This is a genomic window from Burkholderia paludis (assembly GCF_000732615.1).
GTDB classification, from domain to species: domain Bacteria; phylum Pseudomonadota; class Gammaproteobacteria; order Burkholderiales; family Burkholderiaceae; genus Burkholderia; species Burkholderia paludis.
Window position 1 is genome coordinate 29,181 of sequence record NZ_JPGL01000073.1, and the last position, 22,010, is coordinate 51,190.

23 protein-coding genes and 1 pseudogene are annotated in these 22,010 nt (G+C 64.9%); 6 read left to right on the forward strand and 18 right to left on the reverse strand.

Annotated features, from left to right (window positions below; translation table 11 throughout):
• The 6 genes from GQ56_RS0133230 to rfbB all read right to left on the reverse strand — a co-directional run bounded on the left by GQ56_RS0133230 (position 1) and on the right by rfbB (position 5,758).
• A complete protein-coding gene (locus tag GQ56_RS0133230; RefSeq protein ID WP_031402763.1) occupies positions 1 to 966 on the reverse strand; it encodes an NAD-dependent epimerase/dehydratase family protein in 966 nt (321 codons plus the stop codon).
• Entirely contained in the window at positions 963 to 1,811 is an 849-nt protein-coding gene (locus GQ56_RS0133235) for a glycosyltransferase (protein WP_031402764.1), read from the reverse strand. The genes GQ56_RS0133230 and GQ56_RS0133235 overlap by 4 nt, the downstream gene beginning before the upstream one ends.
• Before the next feature lie 446 nt (positions 1,812 to 2,257).
• Positions 2,258 to 3,169 carry a dTDP-4-dehydrorhamnose reductase gene (gene rfbD, locus GQ56_RS0133240; RefSeq protein ID WP_031402765.1) on the reverse strand — a complete coding sequence of 304 codons (912 nt, stop codon included), beginning with the start codon at positions 3,167 to 3,169 and terminating at the stop codon, positions 2,258 to 2,260.
• 92 nt (positions 3,170 to 3,261) lie between these two features.
• Entirely contained in the window at positions 3,262 to 3,807 is a 546-nt protein-coding gene (gene rfbC, locus GQ56_RS0133245; RefSeq protein ID WP_031402766.1) for a dTDP-4-dehydrorhamnose 3,5-epimerase, read from the reverse strand.
• A complete protein-coding gene (gene rfbA, locus GQ56_RS0133250; RefSeq protein ID WP_031402767.1) occupies positions 3,792 to 4,685 on the reverse strand; it encodes a glucose-1-phosphate thymidylyltransferase RfbA in 894 nt (297 codons plus the stop codon). Before rfbA ends, rfbC begins: the two co-directional genes overlap by 16 nt.
• Before the next feature lie 11 nt (positions 4,686 to 4,696).
• Positions 4,697 to 5,758 (reverse strand): dTDP-glucose 4,6-dehydratase, encoded by a 1,062-nt coding sequence (gene rfbB, locus GQ56_RS0133255; RefSeq protein WP_031402768.1) that lies wholly within the window; start codon positions 5,756 to 5,758, stop codon positions 4,697 to 4,699.
• Between the two features lie 336 nt (positions 5,759 to 6,094).
• Between rfbB and GQ56_RS0133260 the strand changes: the two genes are divergently transcribed.
• Positions 6,095 to 6,934, forward strand: coding sequence for a symmetrical bis(5'-nucleosyl)-tetraphosphatase (locus GQ56_RS0133260; protein WP_031402769.1), 840 nt, complete (start codon positions 6,095 to 6,097; stop codon positions 6,932 to 6,934).
• A 34-nt stretch (positions 6,935 to 6,968) separates the two neighbouring features.
• On the opposite strand, the gene GQ56_RS0133265 is transcribed toward GQ56_RS0133260, so the two are convergent.
• The 8 genes from GQ56_RS0133265 to GQ56_RS0133300 form a co-directional block, all read right to left on the reverse strand.
• The gene (locus GQ56_RS0133265) at positions 6,969 to 7,826 is read right to left on the reverse strand and encodes a lysophospholipid acyltransferase family protein (protein WP_031402770.1); all 858 of its coding nucleotides are present in this window, start codon (positions 7,824 to 7,826) and stop codon (positions 6,969 to 6,971) included.
• A 19-nt stretch (positions 7,827 to 7,845) separates the two neighbouring features.
• A complete protein-coding gene (locus tag GQ56_RS0133270; RefSeq protein ID WP_031402771.1) occupies positions 7,846 to 9,135 on the reverse strand; it encodes a dihydroorotase in 1,290 nt (429 codons plus the stop codon).
• A 52-nt stretch (positions 9,136 to 9,187) separates the two neighbouring features.
• The gene (locus tag GQ56_RS0133275) at positions 9,188 to 10,219 is read right to left on the reverse strand and encodes an aspartate carbamoyltransferase catalytic subunit (protein WP_006476735.1); all 1,032 of its coding nucleotides are present in this window, start codon (positions 10,217 to 10,219) and stop codon (positions 9,188 to 9,190) included.
• Between the two features lie 73 nt (positions 10,220 to 10,292).
• Positions 10,293 to 10,805, reverse strand: coding sequence for a bifunctional pyr operon transcriptional regulator/uracil phosphoribosyltransferase PyrR (gene pyrR, locus GQ56_RS0133280; protein WP_031402772.1), 513 nt, complete (start codon positions 10,803 to 10,805; stop codon positions 10,293 to 10,295).
• Positions 10,792 to 11,241: a Holliday junction resolvase RuvX gene (gene ruvX / locus GQ56_RS0133285; protein WP_031402773.1), complete on the reverse strand. Its 450-nt coding sequence runs from the start codon at positions 11,239 to 11,241 to the stop codon at positions 10,792 to 10,794. The genes pyrR and ruvX overlap by 14 nt, the downstream gene beginning before the upstream one ends.
• Positions 11,238 to 11,816 carry a YqgE/AlgH family protein gene (locus GQ56_RS0133290; RefSeq protein ID WP_006491354.1) on the reverse strand — a complete coding sequence of 193 codons (579 nt, stop codon included), beginning with the start codon at positions 11,814 to 11,816 and terminating at the stop codon, positions 11,238 to 11,240. Before GQ56_RS0133290 ends, ruvX begins: the two co-directional genes overlap by 4 nt.
• 182 nt (positions 11,817 to 11,998) lie before the next feature.
• Positions 11,999 to 13,300, reverse strand: a complete 1,302-nt coding sequence (locus tag GQ56_RS0133295; protein ID WP_031402774.1) for a hypothetical protein — start codon at positions 13,298 to 13,300, stop codon at positions 11,999 to 12,001.
• A gap of 104 nt (positions 13,301 to 13,404) precedes the next feature.
• The gene (locus tag GQ56_RS0133300) at positions 13,405 to 13,575 is read right to left on the reverse strand and encodes a rubredoxin (protein WP_004186709.1); all 171 of its coding nucleotides are present in this window, start codon (positions 13,573 to 13,575) and stop codon (positions 13,405 to 13,407) included.
• A gap of 254 nt (positions 13,576 to 13,829) precedes the next feature.
• Here GQ56_RS0133300 and GQ56_RS0133305 point away from each other — a divergent pair, with 254 nt between their 5' ends.
• The 4 genes and pseudogenes from GQ56_RS0133305 (at position 13,830) to GQ56_RS0133315 (ending at position 15,963) form a co-directional block, all read left to right on the forward strand.
• Positions 13,830 to 14,696, forward strand: coding sequence for a hydroxymethylpyrimidine/phosphomethylpyrimidine kinase (locus GQ56_RS0133305; protein WP_031402775.1), 867 nt, complete (start codon positions 13,830 to 13,832; stop codon positions 14,694 to 14,696).
• Between the two features lie 383 nt (positions 14,697 to 15,079).
• Positions 15,080 to 15,214, forward strand: a pseudogene (locus tag GQ56_RS46960) (type VI secretion system tube protein Hcp); the annotation flags it as partial.
• Positions 15,215 to 15,320: 106 nt separating this feature from the next.
• Positions 15,321 to 15,509, forward strand: coding sequence for a hypothetical protein (locus tag GQ56_RS47290; protein WP_407638617.1), 189 nt, complete (start codon positions 15,321 to 15,323; stop codon positions 15,507 to 15,509).
• 4 nt (positions 15,510 to 15,513) lie between these two features.
• The gene (locus GQ56_RS0133315) at positions 15,514 to 15,963 is read left to right on the forward strand and encodes a hypothetical protein (protein ID WP_152601936.1); all 450 of its coding nucleotides are present in this window, start codon (positions 15,514 to 15,516) and stop codon (positions 15,961 to 15,963) included.
• A gap of 109 nt (positions 15,964 to 16,072) precedes the next feature.
• Here the strand turns inward: GQ56_RS0133315 and groL are convergent, their stop codons facing one another.
• The 3 genes from groL to GQ56_RS0133330 all read right to left on the reverse strand — a co-directional run bounded on the left by groL (position 16,073) and on the right by GQ56_RS0133330 (position 19,567).
• A complete protein-coding gene (gene groL, locus GQ56_RS0133320; protein ID WP_031402778.1) occupies positions 16,073 to 17,713 on the reverse strand; it encodes a chaperonin GroEL in 1,641 nt (546 codons plus the stop codon).
• A 46-nt stretch (positions 17,714 to 17,759) separates the two neighbouring features.
• Positions 17,760 to 18,053, reverse strand: a complete 294-nt coding sequence (groES, locus tag GQ56_RS0133325) for a co-chaperone GroES (protein WP_004186661.1) — start codon at positions 18,051 to 18,053, stop codon at positions 17,760 to 17,762.
• Between the two features lie 743 nt (positions 18,054 to 18,796).
• Complete coding sequence (locus tag GQ56_RS0133330; protein ID WP_031402779.1) at positions 18,797 to 19,567, reverse strand: response regulator transcription factor; 771 nt, start codon at positions 19,565 to 19,567, stop codon at positions 18,797 to 18,799.
• A 590-nt stretch (positions 19,568 to 20,157) separates the two neighbouring features.
• Here GQ56_RS0133330 and GQ56_RS0133335 point away from each other — a divergent pair.
• Positions 20,158 to 20,844, forward strand: a complete 687-nt coding sequence (locus GQ56_RS0133335) for a GntR family transcriptional regulator (protein WP_052001535.1) — start codon at positions 20,158 to 20,160, stop codon at positions 20,842 to 20,844.
• A 149-nt stretch (positions 20,845 to 20,993) separates the two neighbouring features.
• Here GQ56_RS0133335 and GQ56_RS0133340 read toward each other — a convergent pair whose 3' ends face one another.
• Positions 20,994 to 21,800, reverse strand: a complete 807-nt coding sequence (locus tag GQ56_RS0133340; protein WP_052007384.1) for an EAL domain-containing protein — start codon at positions 21,798 to 21,800, stop codon at positions 20,994 to 20,996.
• Positions 21,801 to 22,010 lie beyond the last annotated feature (210 nt).

The following is a 22,010-nucleotide window of genomic DNA, read 5'->3' on the forward strand; positions in this document are numbered from 1 at the left end:
TCAGCGACGCTCCTCGCGAGATTCACGACTCGCTCTGGCGGTTTGTGCCAGGCCCTCTTCACAACTGAACGGCGGCTGCCAGCCGAGATCCTGCCGGATCGCGCCGGTATCCAGCCGCAGCGGATCGACAAGCCGGCGCACCGTCTCGGTCCGCCCGGTCACGCGCGCCGCCAGTTGCAGCAGCCCCACGGGAATGTCGAGCAGCCGCGCAGGCTGCCCGAGATGGCGCCCCAGCGCCTCGATCAGTTCGCGCACGGTCAGCGTTTCGCGATCCGCGACGTGATAGACGGACTGGCACTCGCCCGCGTGCTCCGCCAGCGCCAGCAACGCATCGGCGAGGTTGCCGACGAATACGAGGCTACGCGGTGCGGACGCCCGCCCGAGCGGTAGCGGCATACGGCGCGCGACGGCTGACATGAGACGTTCGAAGTTGCCGGCGACGCCCGGACCGTAGACGAGCGGACAGCGCACGGACACGCCCTGCCGCCCATAGCGCGCGGCGAGCGTCGCCAGCGCCTCCTCGGTCTCGCGCTTCGAGATGCCGTACGCATCGAGCGGCCGGGGGGTGTCGCTCTCGCGCAAAGGCCGACCGGGGTCCTGCTCGGCCAGCGCCTTCACGCTGCTCATGCTCACGAACCGGCGGCAGCCGTGCCGATAGGCCGCCTCGGCCAGCCGCAACGTCCCCTCGACGTTGGTGCGGCGATACTCATCGAGACGTTGTGCCTCGTGGCGCCCGAACTGATGTACACGCGCCGCCGTATGCACGACGGCGTCGATCTCGCCCACGGCCCAGGCATCGCCGACCGAGATGAAATCGGGCTCGGGCGACACCCATTCACGCACACCGGGAATGCCGAGGCCCGCGCGGCGGACGAGTGCGGTCACATCGTGACCGCGCGCCACCGCCGCGGCGCATACCGCGCGCCCGACAAACCCGTTCGCACCGGAAACAAGGATGCGCATCAGATCCACCGCCAGCCAAAACGGTTGTAGAACCGGATCGCCGACGCAACGAACAGCCGGATATGCAGCCAGCCTTTCCTGGCTGCCCCGCCGCCGAAGTGCACGATCCGGACACGCGGAGAATAGACGATCCGCGCCACCTCGGCCGTACGGAGGCTGAGGTCGTAATCCTCGAAGTAGAGAAAATAACGCGGGTCGAAGCCGGCCAGTTTCCGCAGGACGCTGCTTCGATAAAACATGAAGCAACCGCTCACGATGGCGGGTCCCCAGACGTCTTGCGCCGTCGCGCACTCTTCGCGCATTTCGTAGCGCTCCAGACGCCCTTTGAACAGGCGGCGGATCGACTGCGGCGCAAATCCGCGCAACAGCAGATCCAGGACTTTCGGATAGCGGCGGCACAGGTACTGGATCGACCCGTCCTGATCGCGAACCTCGGGAACGACCAGGCCGATCTCCGGATACGCAGCCATCAATTCGCTCGCGGCCGCCAGCGTATCAGGCTGACACAGCACGTCCGGGTTCAGGACGAGATGAAAAACGCTGTCGCTGCGCTCGATGGCGAGATTGTGGCCGCGGCCGTAGCCGACGTTGCCGTGACCACGCAGCACTTCGAAGTCGACGCCGGCCTGCTCCAGCCGGTCGCGCCACGCCTGCGGAACATCGGTGTCGCCGTTATCGACGAGATAGAACCGCGCCAGCCGTTCGCAATTCACCGGTTGCGGCGCCTTGCGCAACGCGTGCAGCGCCTCGAGCAGGGTCGACAGCGTACGCTCGAGCAGCACCGGTTCCGGTCGATACGCGACAACGGAAATCGATAGCAGATAGCTGGGCGACGAAGATCGAGTCATTGAGCAGATTGTGGTTTCGCTGTTTGCACCTTACTGCCACCACCTGTCATGCGAATCCGCTCGGGATGACCTCGCCAGGTCACAGCAACTGCAGGATGGTACTGAAGGTGGGTCGCGAAATATTATCAATTTGTAAAAGTTGCCCGCACCGCTGCCAACCGGGCCGGACAAGACGGCCAGCCCCTTCCGGACATGCTCGCCGGGAAAACCCGGACGCACCCGCGTGCAATAACGATTATGCCGTCATCACCTGGGCAATCGGGCCGGGCCCGACTCGGCAACCCGGCATTATAGATGAGCAAACCTGTTACAGATTGTTGCAGGTGAACATACTATGTTATCCGCATGATAGTGCCCCGTTTCAACCGATACCGGCAATGCACCGGTCTGCCGCCACGTCCCGCACACCTGCACGCAACGCGGCGCGCTCGTCCGTCGGCCGCCGGTTACGCGAATCCGGGATCGCTCAAGCAGCGCGCGAGCGCGTCCTCCCAGGAAGGCGCACGCAACCCGAATACACTGGACAACTTGTCGCCCGACAGCCGTGAATTGTGAGGCCGCGCCGCCGGTGTCGGGTATTGATCGCTCGTGATCGGGTGCACGACGACGCGCTCCATCCCTGCGCGGGCGAAAATGGCCTCGGCAAAGCCATGCCACGATGTTTCGCCGCCATTCGTCAGGTGGTAGACGCCGGCATGCTTGCGCCACCAATCGCGCCTGCCGCCGCGGTCGGCGCAATACCGGGCCAGGACATGGCCGGTCAGCGCGGCAATCGTACCGCTCCAGGTCGGCGCGCCGACCTGGTCCGCGACAACGCTCAATTCATCGCGCTCGCGCCCCAGCCTGAGCATCGTCCCGAGAAAATTCTTCCCCGTAGTGCCGTATACCCAACTCGTGCGAAATATCAGGTGATCGCCTCCGACAGCCGCGATTGCCTGCTCGCCCGCGAGCTTCGTGCGGCCATAGACATTCAGCGGCCCGGTCGCGTCGTCCTCGCGAAACGGCCGGTCGCCGCTTCCGTCGAATACATAATCGGTCGAATAGTGAACCAGCAGCGCACCGGCGCGCACGGCCTCCTCGGCCAGTACGCCAGGCGCGTCTCCGTTGATCCGTTGCGCCGCCGTTTCGTCGCTTTCTGCACGATCGACCGCCGTATAGGCCGCCGCATTGACGATGACGGCCGGACCGAGATCTCGCACGATGGCGCGGATCCGATCGGGATCGGCAAGATCCAGCCGCCGCCGGTCCAGCGCGACAACCGGCGCCAGGCCTTGCAGCGATCGCGTCAGCTCGAAGCCGACCTGCCCATTTGCACCGGTCACGAGAATCGGCTGTGTTTCGTGAAACGAATCATTCATGGCATTCAGGATTGGTTGATGCCCCGTCGCCTGCACGCGGCCCGGTTCGACGGTCGAGCCGGCTGCCGGCGCGGCAACGGCCCCCGGCCTGCTTACGCATAGACCTCCGCATCGGCAAGCCGCCGGCCCGCCGCGTCTTTCGCGGCGAGCACCGGCTCGCCGTCGAACGGCCATACGATGCCGATATCCGGATCGTTCCAGACGATGCTGCGCTCGTGCTCGGGAAACCAGTAGTCGGTCGTCTTGTAGAGGAACTGCGCCGCCTCCGACAGCACGAGGAAGCCGTGCGCGAAACCGGGCGGCACCCAGAGCTGCCGATGATTGTCGGCAGACAGCGTCACGCCGACCCATTTGCCGAAGTTTGTCGAGCTGCGGCGCACGTCGACCGCGACATCGAACACCTCGCCTTCGACCACCCGCACCAGCTTCCCCTGCGCATGCTGGATCTGATAGTGCAGCCCGCGCAACACGCCGCGCGCCGAGCGCGAGTGATTGTCCTGCACGAACTCGACGCCCGGCTCGACCTGTTCGGCGAACGCCTGCGCATTGAAGCTCTCGTAGAAATAGCCGCGCGCGTCGCCGAACACTTTCGGCTCGATGATCTTGACTTCCGGCAATGCCGTTACCTGGATTGCCATGCGACCTGATCGGAAAGAATGTGTTGGAGATATCGCCCGTAGCTGTTTTTCGACAGCGGTGCGGCAAGCTTGCCCAGTTGCTCGGCGTCGATCCACTTCTTGCGATAGGCGATCTCTTCCGGGCATGCCACGACGAGGCCCTGGCGCTTCTGCAATGTCGCGATGAACATCGCCGCATCGATCAGCGAGTCGTGCGTACCCGTGTCGAGCCACGCGTATCCGCGCCCCATGATCTCGACGTCGAGTGCACCATCGGCGAGATAACGCGAATTCACGTCGGTGATCTCGAGTTCGCCGCGCGGTGACGGCTTGATGTCGGCCGCGATATCGCATACGCGATTGTCGTAAAAGTACAGCCCGGTCACCGCATAGTTCGAGCGCGGCCTGGCCGGCTTCTCCTCGATCGACAGCGCGCGGAAGTCGCGGTCGAACTCGACGACGCCATAACGCTCGGGATCCTGAACGTGGTAGGCGAACACCGTGGCGCCCGTCGCTTTCCCGTCGGCCCGTTCGAGCTGTTTCGCTAGATCGTGTCCGTAGAAGATGTTGTCGCCGAGGATCAGGGCCGACGGATCGTTGCCGACGAACGCCTTGCCGATGATGAAGGCCTGCGCGAGCCCGTCCGGGGACGGCTGCACCGCGAACCGGATATTCATCCCCCATTGACTGCCGTCACCCAGCATCGCTTCGAAGCGTGGCGTATCGTGCGGCGTCGAGATGATCAGGACGTCCCGGATGCCGGCCACCATCAGCGTCGACAGCGGGTAGTAAATCATCGGTTTGTCGTAAACCGGCAGGAGCTGCTTCGATACGACATGCGTAATCGGATACAGCCGCGTGCCCGAGCCGCCGGCGAGAATGATGCCTTTGCGTGTCATCGATCAGACCCTCACGTGCGTTGCGCGTAATTCGTTTCGACCCACTTGCGATATTCGCCGGATGCAACCTCGTCCACCCATGCCTGATTGTCGAGATACCAGCGCACGGTCTTCGCAAGCCCCGTCTCGAACGTCTCGGCGGGCTTCCAGCCGAGTTCGCGCTCGAGCTTGCGCGCATCGATCGCGTAGCGGCGGTCGTGGCCCGGGCGGTCGGTCACGTACGCGATCAGATCCCGATACGAACCCGTCGCCTTCGGCCGCGCGGTGTCGAGCAGATCGCACAGCGTATGCACGACGTCGAGGTTCTTCTTCTCGTTCCAGCCGCCGATGTTGAATGTCTCGCCCGGCGCGCCGCGCGCGAGCACTTCGCGGATCGCGCTGCAATGGTCGCCGACGTACAGCCAGTCGCGCACGTTCTGGCCATCGCCGTAGACCGGCAGCGGCTTGCCTGCGAGCGCATTCGCGATCATCAGCGGAATCAGTTTCTCCGGGAACTGGTACGGACCGTAGTTGTTCGAGCAGTTCGTCGTGAGCGTCGGCAGGCCGTAAGTATGGTGATACGCGCGCACCAGATGATCCGAGCCGGCCTTCGTCGCCGAATAAGGGCTGTTCGGCGCGTAAGGCGTCGCCTCCGAGAACTGCGGGTCAGTCGCCGACAGCGATCCGAACACTTCGTCGGTCGACACGTGCAGGAAGCGGAACGCCGCCCTGGCGGCGTCGCTCAGGCCGTTCCAGTGGGTACGGGCCGCCTCGAGCAGCGTAAACGTGCCCACGACGTTGGTCTGCACGAAATCGGCCGGCCCGTGGATCGATCGGTCGACATGGCTTTCGGCCGCGAAGTGGATCACCGCACGCGGCTTGTGTTCGGCAAACAGCGCATCGAGCGCTGCGCGATCGCAGATATCAACACGCGCGAACACATGGTCCGGGTTCCCGTCCAACGGCGCCAGCGTGCGCAGGTTGCCCGCGTAGGTCAGTTTGTCGACGTTGAGCACGGCCTCGTCGGACCCGCCCAGCCAGTCGAGTACAAAATTGGCACCGATAAAACCCGCGCCGCCGGTAACCAGGATCATGAGGCGTCCTCTCGTAACGTGCGGCGTGCCTCGCAGGCACCCGCCGCACTTCTTGCCATATCACGGTGGCCAGGTCTCGGCCTGTCAGGCCCGGAATTTTAACCGGTCGCCATGGCCGGCAAAGGCTCGAAATGCTAATTTCGGAGCGAGCGTACCGATTACAGGAATCCGGCCGACGCCAGCCCCATCCTGCCGACACCCCGATACCGCGCCCCGGGGCCGTTGAGCCTCGGCTAATCGTATGCCAGACAGGCCGCGCAATGTGAAACGGCCACTGCACCGCACATGCATTTATCCTGTTGTCCGTTCACCCAGACCCGTCACGATCCGACCCTCATGCTCCCATCCCCCATCGCCATCGGCGACATCCAGGGCTGTCACTCCGCTTTCCAGTCACTGATCGACACGCTTTCAGCCCCCGCCGACACGCCGCTGTGGATCGCCGGCGACGTCGTCAACCGCGGCCCCGACTCGCTCGCCGCGCTGCGCGCGCTCGTCGACCTCGGCCCGCGCGCGACCGTCGTGCTCGGCAATCACGACCTCCACCTGCTCGCGGTTTCCGCCGGACTGCGCACCGAACGCCCGGGCGACACCATCGGCGAGATCCTCGACGCACCGGACGCCGACGCACTGCTCGACTGGGTCCGCCACCGGCCGTTCGTGCACGCGGAGCACGGGATGCTGCTCGTGCATGCAGGCGTGCTGCCGCAATGGGACGCCACGCTCGTGCTCGAACTCGCGGACGAACTCCAGCGCGCGCTGCGCGCGCCCGACTGGCGCGACACGCTGCAGAAACTGTACGGCAACGAGCCGTACCAGTGGAGCCCGGACCTGAAGAAACGCGACCGGATGCGCGTTGCGTTCAACGCATTCACGCGGCTGCGCTTCTGCACGCCCGACGGCACGATGGAATTCAAGGCGAACGGCGGCCCCGACAGCGCGCCGCCGGGCTACCTGCCGTGGTTCGACGTACCGGGGCGACGCACGGAAGACGTCACGGTCGTGTTCGGGCACTGGGCCGCACTCGGCCTGATGCTGCGCGACAACGTCGTCGCGCTCGATTCGGGATGTGTGTGGGGCAACCGGCTGTCGGCCGTGCGGCTCACGGCCGATCCGGCGCAGCGCACGGTCACGCAGGTGCAATGCGAAGCATGCCGCTCGCCGGGCGGCGAGTGACGACGCGCCGTTTCGCGTGACCGCAAGCGGCGTGTCAGCCCTCGCGCCCCGTCACCGGCGCGTCGGCTGCCGCGTCGCGGCCCTCGCCGGCGCCGAGTTCGGTCGCCGGATATGCATGCTTCGCCAGTTCCGCGAGCGACTCGGCCGACGGCTTGCCGACGCCTGCCTGCAGCGTGGCGAGCGCAGCCGCGATCGCGTCGCGCGCCGCGGCGGACGTCGCCCGCCGGTCGCCGCCCGGCGCGATCGGTTCGCACACGTAGAGATGCGCGACGATCGGGCCACCGCGCAACACCATGTCGAGCGACTTGCCCAGCGCCAGTTCGCCGGTGTAGGCCGGCGCGACCGACTGCCGCCCCTGCGCGTCCTCGTACATCAGGCAGATCGGCTGCACCGCGCAGCCGGCCGATACCGCGGCCTGGAACAGGTTCGCATGGAACGGCAGCAGTTCCTGCCCGTCGGTCGTCGTGCCTTCCGGAAACACGCACATCAGCCCGCCGTTGCGCAGGCGCTCGGCCATCTCGTGCATGACCCGCATCGCCTCGGTGCGCTTCTCGCGCTGCAGGAACACGGTGTCGAGCTTTTCGGCAAGCCAGCCGACGACCGGCCATTGCCGCACCTCGGCCTTCGACACGAACGGCGTCGGCCGCCACGCGTAGACCGTATAGATGTCGAGCCAGGACACGTGATTGCCGACCACGAGCGCACTCGCGTCGAGCCGCGCGCCGTCGTTATGGACGACGAGGCGCATCCCGCAGATTCGCAACAGCTTGAGCGACCAGCGGCGCGTCATCTCGTTACGCCGCACGGGCGTGACGTGCGAAAAACGCAGCGCGACGATCACCATGCCGCGCAACAGGTGAAAGACGAGACGCAGCTTGCGAAGGGCGATCATGGCGAGGGTCCGGCGTGGTTCAGTGGCGCTCGAACGCGATCCGCCCGGCAACGAGCGTCGCGCGCACGGAGGCGGGCAGTTCGTAGCCGAGGAACGGCGAGTTGTGCCCCTGGCTCTTCAACGCACCCGGCTCGACGCGCCAGTGGGCGCGCGGATCGAACACGCACAGATCGGCCACGCCGCCTTCGCTCAGGCGGCCGGCCGGCAACTGCAGCACATCGGCGGGCGCGGACGTGATGCGGCGCAGCGCCTGCGCGAGCGGCGTGCGCGTCTCCTCCGCCCATTTGAGCGTCAGCGACAGCAGCAGTTCGAGCCCGGTCGCGCCCGGCGTCGCTTCGCCGAACGGCAGCAGCTTCTCGTCGTCGTCGACCGGCGTATGGTCGGAGCAGATCGCGTCGATCGTGCCGTCGGCGAGCGCCACGCGGATCGCTTCGCGATCGCGCTCGCTGCGCAGCGGCGGATCGAGCCGGAACTGCGAATCGAAGTAACCGATGTCGACGTCGATCAGGTGCAGGTGGTTCACGCCGACGTCGCAGGTCACGGGCAGCCCTTCGGCCTTCGCCGCGCGCACGAGCGCGAGGCCGGCCGCCGACGACAGCCGCGCGAGGTGCACGCGCGCGCCCGTCACGCGCATCAGTTCGAAGATCGTGTGCAGCGCGATCGTCTCGGCCGCGACCGGCACGCCGGACAGCCCGAGCCGCGACGCAAGCGCACCGCTCGCGGCAACGCCGCCGCGGCCGATGAACGCATCCTGCGGACGCAGCCACGTGGTGTAGCCGTAGGTGCTCGCGTACTGCAACGCGCGCAGCAGCACCTGCGTGTCGCGCACCGGCACGTTGGCGTGCGTGAAGCCGACGCAGCCCGACTCGGTCAGCGCGACCATCTCGGTGATCACTTCGCCCTTGAGTCCGACCGTCAGCGCGCCGAGCGGATGCACGTTCGCCTGGTGCAGGTTGCCCGCGCGGAACTTGAGCATCTCGACGAGGCCCGGCTCGTCGAGCACGGGATCGGTGTCCGGCGGGCACACGAGGGTCGTGACGCCGCCCGCGACGGCCGCAGCCATCTCGGACGCGAGCGTCGCCTTGTGTTCGTAGCCGGGCTCGCGCAGCCGCGCGCACAGGTCGACCAGGCCGGGCGCGACGATCAGGCCCGCTGCATCGAGGGTCTTCTCGGCGCCGAAATCGGCCGGCGCGGCCGTGCCAGCGTCGGCAATCGCGGCGATCTTGCCGGCCGCGACGAATACGTCGGCCTGCCGCTCGGTGCCGGCGACCGGGTCGATCAGCGTGCCGCCTTTGATATGAATCTTCATGCGCTGTCTGTGAATGCGTTGATTGCGTGAATAAGGAGGCGCGAAAGCGGGCTCAGTCGCTGTTGCCGGCGACGATGCCCATCACCGCCATCCGCACGGCGATGCCGAACGTGACCTGGTTGAGGATCACCGACTGCGGGCCGTCGGCGACCTGCGAGTCGATCTCGACGCCGCGGTTCATCGGGCCCGGGTGCATCACGATCGCGTCGGGCGCGGCGAGCGCGAGGCGCTCGGGCGTCAGGCCCCAGGTCTTGAAGTATTCCTGCGCCGACGGCAGCAGCGCGCCGCTCATCCGCTCGTTCTGCAGGCGCAGCATGATGATCACGTCGACGCCCTTCAGCCCTTCGTCGAGGTTGTGGAACACCTTCACGCCCATCTGCTCGAGACCGCCCGGCAGCAGCGTACGCGGGCCGATCGCGCGCACTTCCGGCACGCCGAGCGTGGTGAGCGCGTGGATGTCGGAGCGCGCGACGCGCGAATGCAGGATGTCGCCGACGATCGCCACGCGCAGCTTCGTGAAGTCGCGCTTGTAGTGACGGATCGTGTACATGTCGAGCAGGCCCTGCGTCGGGTGCGCATGGCGGCCGTCGCCGGCGTTGATCACATGCACGTGCGGCGCACAGTGCTCGGCGATCAGGTACGGCGCGCCGCTCGACGCGTGACGCACGACGAACAGGTCGGCATGCATCGCCGACAGGTTGTTGATCGTGTCGAGCAGCGATTCGCCCTTGCTCGTCGACGACGCGTTGATGTTCAGGTTCAGCACGTCGGCCGACAGGCGCGTCGCGGCGATCTCGAAGGTCGTGCGGGTGCGCGTCGAGTTCTCGAAGAACAGGTTGAACACGGACTTGCCGCGCAGCAGCGGCACCTTCTTCACTTCGCGGTCCGTCACGCTGACGAACTGCTCGGCCGTATCGAGGATATGGTTGACGATCGAGCGCGGCAGGCCCTCGATCGACAGCAGGTGCTTCAACTCGCCGTTTTTCGTGAGCTGCGGGTTGCCCTTCAGGAAGCCGTAGCGGAACCGGTCGGGGCTCGCGGCCGCAGCGGGATTGCCGGTGCGGCCAGTGGTGTCGGTGGTCATGGTGTGCGTGATTCCAACTATGCAAACGGGCCGCGGTGCAAACCGGCGGCCCGGGATACGGTTCGCGCGCCGTTCAGGCGCCGTGCGCCTCGACGCGCAGCGTGAACTGCGCATCGTCGCGTGCGAGCACGAGAGTCGCGTCGGCCGGCACGTCGAGCGCGCCGCCCGCGAAGCGCGCGGCGACCGGCAGCTCGCGGCCGCCGCGATCGGCGAGCACCGCGAGCTCGACCGCGGCCGGACGGCCGTAGTCGAACAGCTCGTTGAGCGCCGCGCGCACGGTGCGCCCGGTGTACAGCACGTCGTCGACGAGCACGATGCGCGCACCGTCGACCTCGAACGGCAGCGACGTCGGGCTGGCCTGGCTGTGAAGCCCCTTCTTCGCGTAGTCGTCGCGATGCAGCGCGACGTTCACGACGCCGAACGCCGGCGCGCCGAGATCGTTCGCCAGGCGCCCGGCGAGCCAGGCGCCGCCGCTGTGAATGCCGGCGAGCCGCGGGCCGCCGGGTTCGGCGAACGCCGTGCCGTACGCGGCGCGAATCTGGTCGAGCAGGACGCGGTAAAGCGCCTCGGCGTCAATGGTGCTCATGGTCGGACAATTGATCGAGATACTGTTGAAGGATGACGCGCGCGGCCTCGGCATCGAGCATCCCGGCCCGCTCACGGCCGCGCACGTTGCGCTCGCGCAGCCCGGCCTCGGCCTCGACCGACGAATAGCGCTCGTCGACCCACGTGACGGGCAGGCCGAAACGGCCGTTCAGCTGGTTGCCGAAGCGCTTCGCCTGCTGCGTCATGTCGTGCGGCGTGCCGTCCGGATGCATCGGCAGGCCGACGACGAGCGCGTCGGGCCGCCATTCGGCCAGCAGGTCGCCGACCGCCTTGAAGCGGTGTTCGCGGTTCAGGTTCTGGATCACGACGAGCGCGCGGGCCGAACGCGTCAGCGCATTGCCGATCGCGACGCCGATCCGTTTTTCGCCGTAGTCGAACGCCAGGAGCGTCGCATCGCGCGCGCTCGCGCCGCTCATGCGTGCCCTGCTTCGCCGGACAGCATCGACGAGCTGACGCCGAGCAGGCCGAGCGCGGCTTCGAAGCGCTCCTCCGCCGGCGTGTCGAACACGATGCGCGGATCGGCCGCCACGGTCAGCCAGCCGTTGCGGGAAATTTCTTCCTCGAGCTGCCCCGCTCCCCAGCCCGCATGGCCGAGCGTCAGCAGGAAACGCTTCGGGCCGGTACCCGTCGCGACCGCCTCGAGCACGTCCTTCGACGTCGTCATCTCCAGCCCGCCGTCGACGGACATCGACGAGTTGTAGCTCGCGCCCTCGACCGGCTCGTGCAGCACGAAGCCGCGCTCGGTCTGCACCGGGCCGCCGAAGTACACCGGAATGTGCAGCAGCGGCTCGATGTCGAGCTTCAGGTCGATGCGGTTGAACAGCGACTCGAGGTCGATGTCGGTGGGACGATTGATGACGAGGCCGAGCGCACCGCGCTCGCTGTGATCGCAAAGATAGACCACCGTTCCCGAGAACGTCGGATCGGCCATGTTCGGCATGGCGATCAGGAACTGGTTGGTGAGATTGATGCGATCGGAAGGCTTTGACATGGTTTGAATTTTAGCAAAGACGCCGCGACCTGACCGGGCCGCGATCAACAAGCAACGCCGCACCACGCTGGCAACGGCGCGCACGGATCACACGGCACTCTAACACGCGCGCGGGCGCTGTCGGCAGCGTGTTGCGAGCCCGTGCGGCAAGGGGCGCCGCCGGGTGTCCGGCCCCGTGTCGGTCAGGCCCGGCCGAGCGCCGCGCCGAGCACCCCGGACGCCGCGGTGAGATCCGGCGGCGCGACGCCGGCCGCAATCTTCAGCAGCGCCGCACGCAACATGTCGGACGCATGGCCGTGCGCGTCCAGACCGCCGTCGGCGAACGGCACGCCGTGCGCCGCACGCCGCCACGCCAGGCCCAGCGTGTCGGCCAGCAGCGCCGCGTGGCCGAGCCCGAGCGCGCACGCCGCCGTTCCGACCCGGTAGGCGGCGCCGGACGCACGCCACGCCGCGCCCGCGTCGGCCCTGGCCGGGTCGGCCGCGAGATCGGCCATCGACGCATCGGCCGTCTGCAGGAAATCCTCATAGGCATGCGCGTTGACCGTCACGACGCCGAGCCCGCGGGTCGGCGCGACGGCGAGCGCGTCGTGCTCGGCCCGCGCGGCGTCGGCCTCCCACAGCGCTTCGGACGCCGGCGTGCCGGCAACGTGCCAGTCGACCGTCAGTCCGTAGTCGTGCAGTACGTCGACGAACGTGACATCCTCGGCCGCCGCGCCGAACAGCGCGAAATCGCGCCACAGCAGCGCCACCGTTTCACGCACGAGCTCGGGCGGCGCACTGCGCCGGCCCTGCGCGTGCTCGCCGAGCAGCAGGTTCGTCCGGGCCAGAAAGCGCTTCAGCTCGGGCGCGCCGCTTGCGCGCAGCGCCCGTGCGCACGCGCTCGCGAGCCGCCAGAAATCGTAGGGGCCGTCGTCGGTGAGTGCGGCCAGCATCGCGTCGAGTTCGTCGAACGCCGCGCCGGACGCGCCGGGCTCCGCACGCAGCACGCCGAGCAGCGCCTGCTCGTAGCGGGCGCGAATCCGGGTCGCGAACGCGTCGGGCAATGCGCGCAGCGTGGCGGGCGGCACCGCGCGGCCGACGAGCGCGAGCGCATCGAACGGCGCGGCCGCATGCAGGTCGGCGGCGCTTTGCGCACGCAACGCGCGAAAATGTTCGAAGAGAACGGGCGAGCAGGCGAGCTCGCGCAGATTGTGGCGCCCGACGGCCGCCCGGAAATCGCGCAGCGCGGCGCGCCAGTCGGCCGAAGCCGGCTCGTCGACGACGAGCGGCGCGGCAGACGACAACTGCCCCGCGAACCGCGCGGCCGGCAACCAGCCGGCTTCCGCCAGCACGGCAGCCGCCGCGGACAGCGGCGCGGCCGCGTCGTCGCGCCGCTCGAAGGCGTCGGCAGCCGCCGCAAGCCAGGCGTCGGCCGCAGGCACGGCCCCGCCGCGTGGATTGGGCAGTGCGTCAGGGTGGGGAACGTTCGCCGGTTCGGGCCTCATGGACACGCGCGCCTGTCATCGTCAAGTCGCTCGCGCGAACCTCGGCGCGCGGGCGCCGGGTGGCCGCGAGGCCTGAGCGGAGTGTCCGTGGGCCAAGGATCCGGTCAGATCTGGACCATCTCGAAGTCTTCCTTGCGGGCGCCGCATTCAGGACACGTCCAGTTGATCGGGACGTCTTCCCAGCGCGTGCCCGGGGCAATGCCCTCTTCCGGCAGCCCGGCTTCTTCGTCGTAAATCCAGCCACAAATCAGGCACATCCAGCTCTTGTATTCCATCTTAAGCCGCGTCGGGAAAGTCGGTAAATTCGGGAGCCATGATGGTACCGTGTCGGGGCCGGACTGCCTAGCAATCGCGCTGGAGTACGACAACTACGTTGCGCTGCGCTAAAAAATCCGTCGTCCGGGCCGGATTCCGCCGCATAATGACTGAAAAGTGCGGCCTGCCGGGCAACACAGGGCCGAAAATGCCCATTTCGCCTCGCCGTCCGCATCTCCGTCGCGTTTCCGTTTTTCTCTTGCCCCATTTCCACATGTCCAGCAACGCCCCTCCGATCGTCCTCACCTTCGGCCTGTCCGATCCCACCGGCGGCTCCGGCCTCCAAGCCGATCTGATGACCCTGGCGAGCATGGGCTGTCACGGCGTGTCCGTCCTGACGGGCTACACCGTGCGCGACTCGGCCGCCTGCGACGAAGTGACCGGCCTCGATCCCGACGTCGTCGCGGCCCAGGCGCGCATGCTGCTCGAAGACATGCCGGTTGCCGCGTTCAAGATCGGCGCGGCGACGCGCGCGGAAGTCGTCAGCGCAATCGCCGAGGTCGTCGCCGACTACGACGGCGTGCCGCTCGTGCTCGCACCGGATTTCACGCTCGACGACGAGCACGTGCTGGCAGCCGACGACCTGCGCGAATCGATCGCCGACCTGCTGGCGCCGCAAACCACGCTGCTGGTGGCCGACCACGCCACGCTGATCGCGCTCGCGCAGCCGGACGGCGACGCCGAGGCGCCGAACCTCGACGCGGCCGTCTCGCACCTGCTGTCGCAGGGCTGCGAGTACATCCTGTCGTCCGAAACGGGGTCGCACCGGCTCGTCAACACGCTGTACGGCGAGGAAGGCCAGCTCCGCGAAGACATGTGGGACCGCTCGCCGCACCGGCTGATGGGCATCACCGACACGCTGGGCGCGGCCATCGCGGCCCTGCTCGCGAACGGCCAGGAGCCGCCCGAAGCGGTTCGCGAGGCGCAGGAGTACCTGTACCAGGCCGTGCGCGACGCGTTCCGGCCCGGCATGGGCGCCTACCTGCCCGACCGGTTCTTCTGGGCGCGCAGCAACGAGGACTCGGACACGCCGCCGGCAGTGAAGGCCGACCCGGCGCCGCGGACGTCGCACCGGCATTGAGTCACCTGGGGCGGCCGGCGCTTGAGTACTCGAACGCCGGCCGCCCCTCTTGTCGTCCAGGCAGTACACATCCCGCATCGACAAATCGACGCTGATGCACGCACGACCGCCGGCTCGGCGCGTCCGTCCCAATCTCCGGTTTTCCGCCCCGCGTAGCCCGGGAGCCGATCCCTCGGCCTGCAAAATCCCGCCCATTCAGTCGCCGCTGCCGAATCCGCGTTCGTGCCTGCCCGACTCGTATCGAGTCTCGGCTGACCGATGAATTAACGTCGTACATTTCAGCGTCCAGGCTCGCCGAAAATCGAACTGGTCCAATAGATTGAGCGCCACACGCAATGCTAGGTTTCATTTCATTCAATGTGACCGATGCAAAGGAGTAGGCGATGGCGCAGGACATTTTCCTGAAACTGACCGGCATCAGGGGCGAATCTCGAGACGCCTCTCATCCAGACGAGATCGAAGTATTGGCGTGGGATTGGTCCGCCGACCAGTCACTTACTACGCGCTCGGGTAGAGGCAGCACTGAATACCGGCCCCGCCGCAGCCCATCGTCACGAATCTCGTAAGGCGTTTCCGGACCGCTATCCATCCAACTCGGACGCAATCGGAATCGAGCTTGTCGGCATGTACTATCCCGACGAAAAAAACGCGGAACCTGTCTACGAAAGCGTCACAACCGAACAAAATGCATCGCTCCAATGGCTGGTTCGTGAATTGTCCGAGACGCTGAAAGTCGAGATGAGAGAGGTCTATCGGCACCCGGAAGTCGGGCGCAAGAACGCGACCGAAGCAAGTACCGCACGGTGGGAGTGACGCCATGGATCTAGCGCGATGTGTCTTCGCCGTTGCGTTGTGCGCCCCGATCGCCGTCAGCCAGGCGAGAGGGGTAAGCACCGTGATAGTCGAGCAATCCGGCCAGACATCGACCCTGGACGATCCGCTGACCAGGGACGCCTGCAGGACTTTCACGCCAACCGTCGACCAACTGAAGCGATTCTTTTCCAGGGCGGCGCCGATTGACGGCAAGTTTGTGGCCCAAGATTACTACTCGCCCTGCAATTCGAGCGGCACCGTATCGTTCCCGGACGGCAGCTCGGCGAGGTGGCGCGTTTATTCCAGCGGCACCGCGTCACTGACATGGACATCGAATGGCGCCACGGCCTATCTCTACAACGGCCGCAACAACGGCTGGCACGACCCATTCGCGTGCAGTTACGGTCTTCACGATGAAGACGACGATGCTTCGTGCTACCTGCCGGGGTTCTGATTCCGATCGCCCGGCGCACACATAAAAAAAGACCCGCATCGCTGCGGGTCTTTTCTTTTGGCTGGAACGCACATTGCTGCGCGCTCCGGACACCTTCGACCGAAGTCGATTACATGTCCATGCCCATGCCGCCCATGCCGCCCGGCATGCCGCCCGGCATCGGTGCATCTTCCTTCGGCAGTTCAGCAACAGCTGCGTCCGTCGTCAGCAGCAGGCCTGCAACCGAAGCTGCGTTCTGTAGTGCGGTGCGCGTGACCTTGGTCGGGTCGACGACGCCGGCTTCGACCATGTCGACGTACTCGCCCGTTGCTGCGTTGTAGCCGTAGTTGCCCTTGCCTGCAGCAACTGCCGCCACCACGACGCTGGCTTCTTCGCCGCCGTTCGTGACGATCTGGCGCAGCGGCTCTTCCATTGCGCGCAGCACGATCTTGATGCCGGCGTTCTGGTCGGCGTTCAGGCCGGTCAGGCCTGCGATCGCGGTGCGAGCGCGGATCAGCGCAACGCCACCGCCTGCCACGATGCCTTCTTCAACAGCTGCGCGCGTTGCGTGCAGTGCGTCTTCGACACGTGCCTTCTTTTCCTTCATTTCGACTTCGGTCGCAGCGCCGACCTTGATCACTGCCACGCCGCCGGCCAGCTTGGCCACGCGCTCTTGCAGCTTTTCACGGTCGTAGTCCGACGTCGCTTCTTCGATTTGCGCGCGCACTTGCTTCACGCGTGCTTCGATGTTCACGGCTTCGCCTGCGCCGTCGATGATCGTCGTGTTTTCCTTGCCCACTTCGATGCGCTTCGCCTGGCCCAGTTCTGCCAGCGTTGCCTTTTCGAGCGTCAGGCCGGTTTCTTCCGCGACGACCTGACCGCCGGTCAGGATCGCGATGTCTTCCAGCATCGCCTTGCGACGATCGCCGAAGCCCGGCGCCTTGACCGCAACGGTCTTCAGGATGCCGCGGATGTTGTTCACGACCAGCGTCGCGAGCGCTTCGCCTTCGACGTCTTCAGCGATGATCAGCAGCGGACGGCCAGCCTTCGCGACTTGCTCGAGCACCGGCAGCAGATCACGGATGTTCGACACCTTCTTGTCGTGCAGCAGCACGAACGGGTTGTCGAGGACGGCAACTTGCTTGTCCGGGTTGTTGATGAAGTACGGCGACAGGTAGCCGCGGTCGAATTGCATGCCTTCGACGACGTCGAGTTCGTCAGCCAGCGACTTGCCGTCTTCGACGGTGATCACGCCTTCCTTGCCGACCTTGTCCATCGCTTCAGCGATACGATCGCCGATCGACGAATCGCTGTTCGCCGAGATCGAGCCGACCTGTGCGATTTCCTTGTTCGTCGTGCACGGCTTGCTGATCTTCTTCAGCTCTTCGACAGCCGCTGCGACTGCCTTGTCGATGCCGCGCTTCAGGTCCATCGGGTTCATGCCCGATGCGACGTACTTCATGCCTTCGCGAACGATCGATTGCGCGAGGACGGTTGCCGTCGTCGTGCCGTCGCCTGCGTTGTCGCTGGTCTTGGAAGCCACTTCCTTGACCATTTGCGCGCCCATGTTCTGGAGCTTGTCCTTCAGCTCGATTTCCTTCGCGACCGACACACCGTCCTTGGTGACCGTCGGGCCGCCGAAGCTGCGCTCGAGCACCACGTTGCGGCCCTTCGGACCCAGCGTGACCTTGACTGCGTTGGCGAGAATGTTCACGCCTTCGACCATCTTCGAACGGGCGGAATCGCCGAATACGACGTCTTTAGCTGCCATCTTCTAACTCCTTGAATTCTTGGGAATATGTACCGTCGGAGGACGCTTACTTGGCGTTGACCACGGCCATGATGTCTTCTTCGCGCATGACCAGCAGTTCCTGGCCGTCGACCTTGACGGTCTGGCCAGCGTACTTGCCGAACAGGACGCGATCGCCGACCTTCACGTCGAGTGCGATCGGTGCGCCCTTGTCGTCACGCTTGCCCGGGCCGATGGCCAGGACTTCGCCCTGGTCCGGCTTTTCAGCAGCGGCGTCGGGGATCACGATGCCCGAGGCGGTCTTGGTTTCCTGATCCAGGCGCTTGACGATCACGCGATCGTGCAAAGGACGAAGGTTCATATTCACTCCTCTCTTGACTGAGATTGAAGAACGCTTAGGGAATCTGCCCGGCTTATCGCCCGGCAGAGAATTGTTAGCACTCTCGTGCAGCGAGTGCTAATTATATGGACGGGTTTTGACAAATTCAAGAAGGGGGAAGCGGAGGAATTTTCAGGGCGCCAGGGGACGCTCGACCCCGAACCTTGCGCGCGGGGGACAAGCCTTGACACGGCATGAAAGAGTCAGGAAAAACAACAACTTAGAAATAATTCGGTTCGGCAACGGCCAGACCGGAAGGATACCGGGCGTCGCGTGCGCGACCCGTCGCCGCGGCCATGCGGCCTGGGCAGCCACACTCAGGGGATTCCCGGACACCCCGGGCAAACCAGGCTCGAATAAATGAGGGTCGGTAACATAATCGCGCTCACGGCGCAGGCAGCCGGTCACGATGGCGTCGTGCCAGGATCGGAGCAGTTTGTCGCCCTTGCGCCTCGCGACCGACGCATGAAAGCTCGCCGCTACCGGTCGTCCATTCGCGGGAATGGGTAGCCATCCATCCGTTGCGGAGCCGACGGGCTGCCGGGCGAGGAGCAACCCGCCACAAACGCCAACCATTGGCAGCATGCCTGAAATGCCGTGCCGTACGAGGGCTGCGCGCCCACCCTCTTCATGACTTCCGGCGCATCAACGTCAAACGTGCTGCGCCCGCGAACGCCAGCCACCGTCGTCGCGACGGTGGCTGTTGCGCTCGTCATCTGTTTTTTCTAAAGCAGGCCGGCCGCACTGCTGCCGGAAATCGCACGCTGCGCAAACTGGCCGGGAACGGCGCAATTGTCCGCCATCAAATGCTCGTCGATCATGTCGAGACGATAGCCGTGCGTATATACGGCGTTCAATTGCATTCCGTTTTCGGGTCGAAGCGCCAATTTTTGCCGAAGCCGATAGATGTGCGTGTCGAGGCTGCGTGACGATCCATCCAGCGTTCGCCCCCACGCCAGCGTCGACAATGAATCCCGAGAGACCACGTTGCCGAGATTGCCGAACAGGCAGCATGCCAGCGCATATTCCTTGGCGGTCAGGTCGACGACTTTGCCGTGCAGGGTTATCGTGCGCAAAAGCGGATTCAGCACGTATGCCCCAACCTCGATTCTGCTGTCGGATTTTTTATTCCGGCCATTTCGACGCAGCAATGCATTGACCCGGGCCACCAGTTCGATCTCGCGAAAAGGCTTGCCGATGTACTCGTCGGCCCCGGCGTCCAGTGCGGCGGCGATATCCGCCTCGAGTGTTCTCGCAGCCAAAAACAGCACGATGGGCTCGTCACCGAGATGGGCGCGAATCCAGTGCAACAGGTTCAAGCCATTGGCATCCGGAATGCGCCAGTCGAGCACCACCAGCTCCACGGCCTTCTGTCTCAGGAACTGAACGGCACGCGCACTATCGCAAGCCAGCGAAATTTCACGATTTGATCCTCGCAGCGCTTGTTGAAATGCTGACGCCTGCCCCGGATCCCCTTCCACCAACAAGATACTCATAACACCCCCAGCCTTCATCGACCCAATCGATTTCAAATGCCTGGAATCAATCGACTCACCCCGCCAACACCGTGTTTTTCGAATATGTGTCGAGCGATTGAAACCGTTCATGATTCAACGTCAATTCGCGAGTGCCGGATGCGATTTCAACGAAACCGCATTCACCGGGATTGAAGAGGCCATATCGGCCGATGTTATTAGTGTCCTGATATCAGATCGCGAACATACGCTGCCATCTCCGTTGGTGCTGCCCCGAATCGGCTTTGACCCTGGAAAGCTTCCAGGGACGCAGATTCCCTGACAGACGCCAACAGACCGCCAAGCGCCTGGGCCCCTCAATCTGCGGCATCCAGACGCCCCACGCCCCGATCAACGAAAAAACGGATCTGGCGATGCGGTGCCCGCCCGATTTCCATTCGCCACCTGAGGCATGTTAATTGGATATTACTGACATATCAGTAGGATGTCAAGATGCTTGCACAAAATCAAGGCAAGGGCACGCTGCCGCACCGGCCCTTTTAGCAACAAGTTGAAAACAGGGGGCGAGCGGTCTAGTATGTTAGTAATATTTCTCAAGACTACTCGGACACATGAACGGACTGACGGGTACCACCCTTGCCGAACAGGCTCATGAAAAACTCGAAGAACTCATCGTGACGCTGGAGCTCGCGCCCGGCAGCGTCTGGTCGGAGGCTTCTCTCGCCGAGAAGCTGAATACCGGGAGAACACCGGTTCGCGAGGCCGCCCAACGATTGGCCGCCTCGCATCTCCTTCAGATCGTGCCGCGTCACGGCATCATGATCACTGTCCCGAACATTCACGATCAGTTGCTCGTGCTCGAAACGCGCCGCGAACTCGAGCGCCTGATCGCGCAGCGTGCGGCGCGCCGCGCGTCGCCGGAGGAGCGCGAGGAACTGGGCCAAATCGCGGACAAACTCGACGCGGCAGGCGAATCACACGATATCGTCGCCTACTTGAGAAGCGTGTACGCCACCAATCAGCTTATCGCGCAGTGCTCACGAAACCGATTCGCTTCCGAGGCAATCGCGCCGTTGCATGCCTTGTCCCGGCGCTTTTACTTCATGTATCACAAGCGGTTAAACGATTTGCCGGCGGCAAGCCAGCAACACACGAATATCGTGCGTGCGGTAGCCAACGGTGACGAACAGGGAGCCGAACTCGCAGCAGACAAGATGATGGACTATATCGAAGCATTTACGCGGGACTGTTTTACCCTCGACTTCGAACCGAATCATTCACGAATCGCGGCTCGATAGGCCTTCGATGAATCGCGCCCGCACCGGGCCTCATCTCGTGCAGGCACGCAGTACGCTGCAGATATCGGCGCAACATCGTCGGTCTCGATCAAGCATCGCGAAGAAGGCGGCGAGCGTCGATCCGGAGTGCAGAGGATGGCGCCGTCTTCTCACTCGATACAGAACCGGTATTTTTCGATCAGCCCGCCCACCTGCTCCTCTCGAACGGGCGCCGAGATGTAGTATCCCTGACAGTCAACCCGGGGCATTTTCCTCAACCACTCGAACTGGGTTTCGGTTTCGACACCCTCGACCACGACGCGCTTCTCCAGGCGAGCGCCGAGTTCGACGAGCGCCTCGACCACCGCCCTTGATTCAGCACGTTCATCGACGTCACGCATGAACGACCGATCCAGCTTGAGCGTGTCTACTGCCAGGCGATGTAGTTTGGTCAGAGACCAGCACCCGGTTCCGAAATCGTCGATTGCAACACTCGCCCCCATCTTCCGGATCGACGCTACCGCCGAGACGAGTGCCTCGATCGGGCCCGGATCGATGGACTCCGTGAGCTCGATCTGGAAATTTCCGGCCCGAACGGCATAAGAATCAAGAATGGCGGACAGCCTTTTTATCATTCCAGGCCGTGTCACTTCATGGGCCGGCAGGTTGACGGATAGCGACAGTTCATCATATCCACGAGTCGCCCAATCAGCGAGTATCCGCACGGACTCGGCGATGACATATTCAGTAAATCGGCGTGTCAGATGTGAATTTTCGACAATATCGATGAATACCGAGGGCATCAATACGCCATGTTCCGGATGATGCCAGCGTATCAACGATTCAAACCCGGACAGCAATCCGGTCTGAAGGCGAAGCTTGGGCTGATAAACGAAGAAGAACTCCTTCCGAGCCAACCCAAGCTCCGCGTCGCTGACAAGATCGTCAAGGTTGCGGCACTCTGTCGTACTATCCACAGCAATCTCCAGTGCTCGACATCAGATTCTCCAGTGTCCGCTGACACTGCCCTGCTCTCGCCCCGGACGTTTCCGCGCCCAGGGGTATCACCGCTCGACGACTTACTTCCACTGGTACGGCATGCCGGCGCGACGGCCGCCCGCTCAATGCTGCAGCGTGATTTCGACGCGGCGGTTGCTGGCGCGGCCTTCGGGGGTCTCGTTGGTCGC

Coding starts and splice junctions, on each gene's coding strand:
- groES (WP_004186661.1), bottom strand. CDS start 18,053: ATGAACCTTCGTCCTTTGCACGATCGCGTGATCGTCAAGCGCCTGGAT.
- GQ56_RS0133235 (WP_031402764.1), bottom strand. CDS start 1,811: ATGACTCGATCTTCGTCGCCCAGCTATCTGCTATCGATTTCCGTTGTC.
- GQ56_RS0133265 (WP_031402770.1), bottom strand. CDS start 7,826: ATGATCGCCCTTCGCAAGCTGCGTCTCGTCTTTCACCTGTTGCGCGGC.
- GQ56_RS0133300 (WP_004186709.1), bottom strand. CDS start 13,575: ATGGAATACAAGAGCTGGATGTGCCTGATTTGTGGCTGGATTTACGAC.
- groL (WP_031402778.1), bottom strand. CDS start 17,713: ATGGCAGCTAAAGACGTCGTATTCGGCGATTCCGCCCGTTCGAAGATG.
- GQ56_RS0133295 (WP_031402774.1), bottom strand. CDS start 13,300: ATGAGGCCCGAACCGGCGAACGTTCCCCACCCTGACGCACTGCCCAAT.
- GQ56_RS0133315 (WP_152601936.1), top strand. CDS start 15,514: ATGGATCTAGCGCGATGTGTCTTCGCCGTTGCGTTGTGCGCCCCGATC.
- GQ56_RS0133335 (WP_052001535.1), top strand. CDS start 20,158: ATGAACGGACTGACGGGTACCACCCTTGCCGAACAGGCTCATGAAAAA.
- ruvX (WP_031402773.1), bottom strand. CDS start 11,241: ATGAGCGGCGCGAGCGCGCGCGATGCGACGCTCCTGGCGTTCGACTAC.
- GQ56_RS0133260 (WP_031402769.1), top strand. CDS start 6,095: ATGCTCCCATCCCCCATCGCCATCGGCGACATCCAGGGCTGTCACTCC.
- GQ56_RS0133305 (WP_031402775.1), top strand. CDS start 13,830: ATGTCCAGCAACGCCCCTCCGATCGTCCTCACCTTCGGCCTGTCCGAT.
- GQ56_RS0133270 (WP_031402771.1), bottom strand. CDS start 9,135: ATGAAGATTCATATCAAAGGCGGCACGCTGATCGACCCGGTCGCCGGC.
- GQ56_RS47290 (WP_407638617.1), top strand. CDS start 15,321: ATGTACTATCCCGACGAAAAAAACGCGGAACCTGTCTACGAAAGCGTC.
- rfbC (WP_031402766.1), bottom strand. CDS start 3,807: ATGGCAATCCAGGTAACGGCATTGCCGGAAGTCAAGATCATCGAGCCG.
- rfbA (WP_031402767.1), bottom strand. CDS start 4,685: ATGACACGCAAAGGCATCATTCTCGCCGGCGGCTCGGGCACGCGGCTG.
- rfbB (WP_031402768.1), bottom strand. CDS start 5,758: ATGATCCTGGTTACCGGCGGCGCGGGTTTTATCGGTGCCAATTTTGTA.
- GQ56_RS0133330 (WP_031402779.1), bottom strand. CDS start 19,567: ATGAGTATCTTGTTGGTGGAAGGGGATCCGGGGCAGGCGTCAGCATTT.
- rfbD (WP_031402765.1), bottom strand. CDS start 3,169: ATGAATGATTCGTTTCACGAAACACAGCCGATTCTCGTGACCGGTGCA.
- GQ56_RS0133290 (WP_006491354.1), bottom strand. CDS start 11,816: ATGTCAAAGCCTTCCGATCGCATCAATCTCACCAACCAGTTCCTGATC.
- GQ56_RS0133275 (WP_006476735.1), bottom strand. CDS start 10,219: ATGACCACCGACACCACTGGCCGCACCGGCAATCCCGCTGCGGCCGCG.
- pyrR (WP_031402772.1), bottom strand. CDS start 10,805: ATGAGCACCATTGACGCCGAGGCGCTTTACCGCGTCCTGCTCGACCAG.